General features: G+C 70.1%; 5 protein-coding genes. 3 read left to right on the forward strand and 2 right to left on the reverse strand.

The window, feature by feature from the left end:
* Positions 1-92: 92 nt before the first annotated feature.
* Positions 93-1,049 carry a threonine/serine dehydratase gene (locus SM452_RS28505; protein ID WP_463841069.1) on the reverse strand — a complete coding sequence of 319 codons (957 nt, stop codon included), beginning with the start codon at positions 1,047-1,049 and terminating at the stop codon, positions 93-95.
* Between the two features lie 126 nt (positions 1,050-1,175).
* Positions 1,176-2,147, reverse strand: a complete 972-nt coding sequence (locus SM452_RS28510; RefSeq protein ID WP_135241409.1) for a LuxR C-terminal-related transcriptional regulator — start codon at positions 2,145-2,147, stop codon at positions 1,176-1,178.
* 114 nt (positions 2,148-2,261) lie between these two features.
* Between SM452_RS28510 and SM452_RS28515 the strand changes: the two genes are divergently transcribed.
* The 3 genes from SM452_RS28515 to SM452_RS28525 form a co-directional block, all read left to right on the forward strand.
* Positions 2,262-2,591, forward strand: a complete 330-nt coding sequence (locus tag SM452_RS28515) for a hypothetical protein (protein WP_135241410.1) — start codon at positions 2,262-2,264, stop codon at positions 2,589-2,591.
* On the forward strand, positions 2,591-2,851 hold the full coding sequence (locus tag SM452_RS28520) for a hypothetical protein (protein ID WP_135241411.1): 261 nt from the start codon (positions 2,591-2,593) through the stop codon (positions 2,849-2,851). The genes SM452_RS28515 and SM452_RS28520 overlap by 1 nt, the downstream gene beginning before the upstream one ends.
* 65 nt (positions 2,852-2,916) lie before the next feature.
* Positions 2,917-3,927, forward strand: a 1,011-nt coding sequence (locus tag SM452_RS28525) for a CHAP domain-containing protein (RefSeq protein WP_463841070.1), incomplete at its 3' end; no start/stop codon positions are given.

The following is a 3,927-nucleotide window of genomic DNA, read 5'->3' on the forward strand; positions in this document are numbered from 1 at the left end:
CCCGGACAAGCCGACGAATCCCCTAGAAGACACCACGGTCAGTCAGAGGGTGAGTCAGACCGGCCGGGTGACCCGCTCCCACATCATCACTGTCAGAGGCCGAAGCGGCTGGCCCACGCGGTCACGTCGGCGACTGTGGCGTTGCCGCCGCAGACCACCAGGCCGACCCGGGCGTCGGCGCCCACCCGCTCGACCACACGGCGGGCGGCGGGCAGCAGGCACCCGGCTGCGGGCTCGGCCCACACCTTGGCGTGCTCGGCCAACTCCAGCGTGCCCCGCACCGCCTCGGCGTCGGAGACCACGAGGACGTCGCTGACCAGTGCGGTCACATGGTCGTAGGTGAGCTGCGAGACACTCGGCGCGCTGAGCGTGGTGACGATCGACGACAGCGGCACCTCGACCGGGCCGCCCTTCGCCAGCGCCTGCGACATCGCCTGCGCGCCCTCGGTCTCGACGCCCCAGACGCGTACCCCCGGCCGGCGCGCCCGCAGCGCCGCCGCAACGCCCGAGATCAGCGCGCCCCCGCCGATGCTGACCAGCACGTCGGTCAGCTCACTGGCGTCGTCGGCCAGTTCCAGCCCGACAGTGCCCTGCCCCGCGAGCACGATCGGGTCGTCGAACGGGTGCAGCAGCGTCACGCCCTCGTCCCGCAGCCGGTTCATCAGCGCGAACGCGCCGGCCATGTCCTCGGTCAGCCGCACGTCCGCCCCGGCCGCACGGGCCACCTCGACCGCCCGCGCCGGTGCCGTGCGGGGCATGACCACTGTCGCCGCCACCCCGAGCGCGCCGGCCATCACCGCGACCGCGATGCCGTGGTTGCCGCCGCTGACCGCTACCACCCCGGCCGCCCGCTCCGCGTCGTCGAGCGCGAGCAGCTTCGCCGCCGCACCACGGGCCTTGAACGAGCCGGTACGTTGCAGCAACTCCAGCTTGGCGGTGACCGGTACGCCGAGCAGCTCGGTCAGTCCCGGGCTGGGCAGAGTCGGAGTGTGTACGACGACGTCGGCGATCCGGTCGGCGGCCGCCTGGATGTCCGCAAGCTCGATCACCCCCGCAGCGTCCCACACCGGTCGGACGTGCGCGGGTCCGTGCTGCCGCCCGGGCAGGGCCGCGAACGTCAGCGGCTGTAGGCCCACTTTCGAGCTCCACAGGCACGCCCGGACCGGGGACGGTCGTCAGACCCAGCCGCAACGGCTGGCCTGGACGCCTGCCTGGAAGCGGCTGGAGGCGCCCAGTCGCACGGTGAGCGACGTCATCATGCGCTGCACGCTGCGCACCGAAATGGCCAGCTTGCGCGCGGCCGATTCGTCGGTGTGCCCGGCTGCGAGCAGCCGCATAAGCTCGCGTTCGGGTGTCGTCAGTCCCTCCGCGTCCGGTGTCGCCGTCTCCCCGAAGGGGGTCGCGGTGCGCCAGACCTGCTCGAAGAGCGCGACGAGACCGGCGATGACGCCACGGCTCCGTACCTCCAGCGCCCCCTGCCGGGGGTCGTCAGTGTCGATGGGCACCAGCGCGGTCTCTCGATCCACGACGACCATCCGCATTGGGAGCGTCGGGGTCGTGCGGGACTGGCTGCCCAGGCTCGCCATCCACCGCGCGTGAGCGAGGGTGGCGGGGTCGTTGCGCAGGCTGTCCTGGTAGACGTTGCGAATGTGGACGCCGCGTTCCAGGGCCGTCTGGTTGAGCGGGGCCTCGGCCTTCATCGTGTCCGGGTGCTGCGCACCGCCGGTGCTGAACGACAGGCACTCGGTGCGAGCAGTGCGGGCCAGCTCGCTGAGACGCTCGCGGACGGCGTCGACTCCGTCCAGGACACGGCCCTCCGCCGCCCGGTTGTGGTGGTCGTGCACGGTGGCGACGGCGGCGATCGCCGCCCTGGTCGCCTCCACCTGACGCTGCCGAACGGCCACCTCGGCCTCGACCTTGGCGAGTAGCGCCGACAGTCCGGCCTGCGGCCGTACGGCATGGGCGTGACCGCCATCGGCATCGAGCCTGATCAGCGCGAGCTCGGCGAGGTTGTCCAGCGCCTCACGCACCTCGGCTGCAGTGACCGCCAGATGGCGCGCCAGGCCGGCAACATTCAGATCGGGGTGCTGCAGCATCGCGCGATAGACCGTCTCGTGCTGCGCCGAGAGCCCGAGCAGATCGAACACCGTGCCTCCCCCGAGTAATCCGCGTTCGCATTCTGCCCTACCGAGGGCCGGTCCTGCGACCCCGTTCCACGCTGGCGTGATCCCGCCCGGCGGCCTCGCGCCAGGTCGAAAGTGATGACAACCTCCGAGCTGCTCGCAATGATTTGTTCAACGGCGAGGACAACCCGCCGGGTGCGACTTCCCTCCCAGTATTCCGCTGGCAGCAGCAATCGAAAGGGTATTGCCATGCTTGCATGTACTCATAAAGCTCGGCGCTTTATCATCCTCACCTCGCTAGCACTGGCCACCGCCGCCGCGCTGGCCAGCGGTCACGACGCGGGGACGGCGCTGAGTGAGGGATTCGGCTGGGTCGCCAGCGAGCGGATCGTCATGGCATCCCCCACCTTGAGCGAGGGGTTCGGCTGGGCGCCCGGGCAGTCCACGCAGCCCGAGGGCGGGGTGTGATGGTGGCGGCGCACGTGCGCATCGCAGCGCTCGACGGTGCCTCCACCGTGGACCCCACATGCCTGCGCGACCTCATCTATGCGTACGCCGGGCGGGGAGAGGAAGTCGAGCACATCCGCGTCCGAGCCGGGCCCGGCCGAGCGGACATCCTCGCCTTCCTGGACACCGACGACGCGGAATGGGCAATGAAGGCCCTCCGGATCGTGGTGCACAAAGTGCTCACCGGTTCGTCCGCTCTGCGCGGCTGGCGAATCGTCTGACCATTCCGGTTCATCGAGATTGCTTCTCCAGAATTCGACCCCACTTCTGAAAGAGGGCCACAGGAATGTCTGACCAACGCATCATCCTCAAGACCGGCACCAGGATCGGTGCCACGATCGGCACCTCGCTCGCGACCCTCCGCCGTGCCGTCCGGCGGCCCGCCCGTGCCGCCGCCGTCACCGCGCTCGCCCTAACCGGCGGCGTCGCTCTGATGGCGCCGCCCGCGGGGGCCGCCACCACGCGGGAGCAGATCGTCAGCGTCGCCGCTGGGCAGATCGGCCGCACGGGCTGCAATCCCGGCTACCTGAACAGCTGCGGCATCGAATGGTGTGCGGAGTTCGCCCGCTGGGTCTGGCGGACGTCGGGCGTCTCCGACGTCAGCGGCCTCGACTCCTGGGCGCAGTCGTTCAAGTCCTACGGCCAAGCGCGAGGGCTCTATCACTCCCGGTCGAGCGGGTACACCCCCCAGCCGGGTGACGCCATCGTCTTCGACTGGAACCACAGTTCCAGCGACCCGAAGCCCATCGATCACGTCGCGATCGTCACAAGCGCCAGCAGCACCCAGGTCAACACGATCGGCGGCAACCAGGGCAGCTCCGACAACTACGCGAGCAAGGTCAGCCGGGCCAGCTACTCCCGCACCAATGTCGACATCGACGGGTACATCTCCCCTGCCGGCATCGGCGCCGGGGCGGTGATCGTTGAGAAGGCCGTCGGGCACAGCGTGACCGGTGACTCCTTCCACGACCTGGTGGCGCGCAAGCCCGACGGCACCCTCTGGCTGTTCGCCAACAATTTCGTGCGGGACGACGGCACCCCGTACGTCGCGACGCGGCAGGTCGGCAGCAGCTGGGGCAACTTCAACTACGTGGTGAACGCGGACGTGACCGGCGACGGCTACTCCGACCTGGTGGCGCGCAAGCCCGACGGCACCCTCTGGCTGTTCTCCAACAACATCGAGCGCGACGGCGTGCCGTTCAACGACAACCGGCAGATCGGCAGCGGTTGGGGCAACTTCGACCGGATCATCGGCGCGGACGTGACCGGCGACGGCTTCACCGACCTCGTGGCGCGC

It is taken from the genome of Micromonospora sp. SYSU B005 (genome assembly GCF_055362685.1).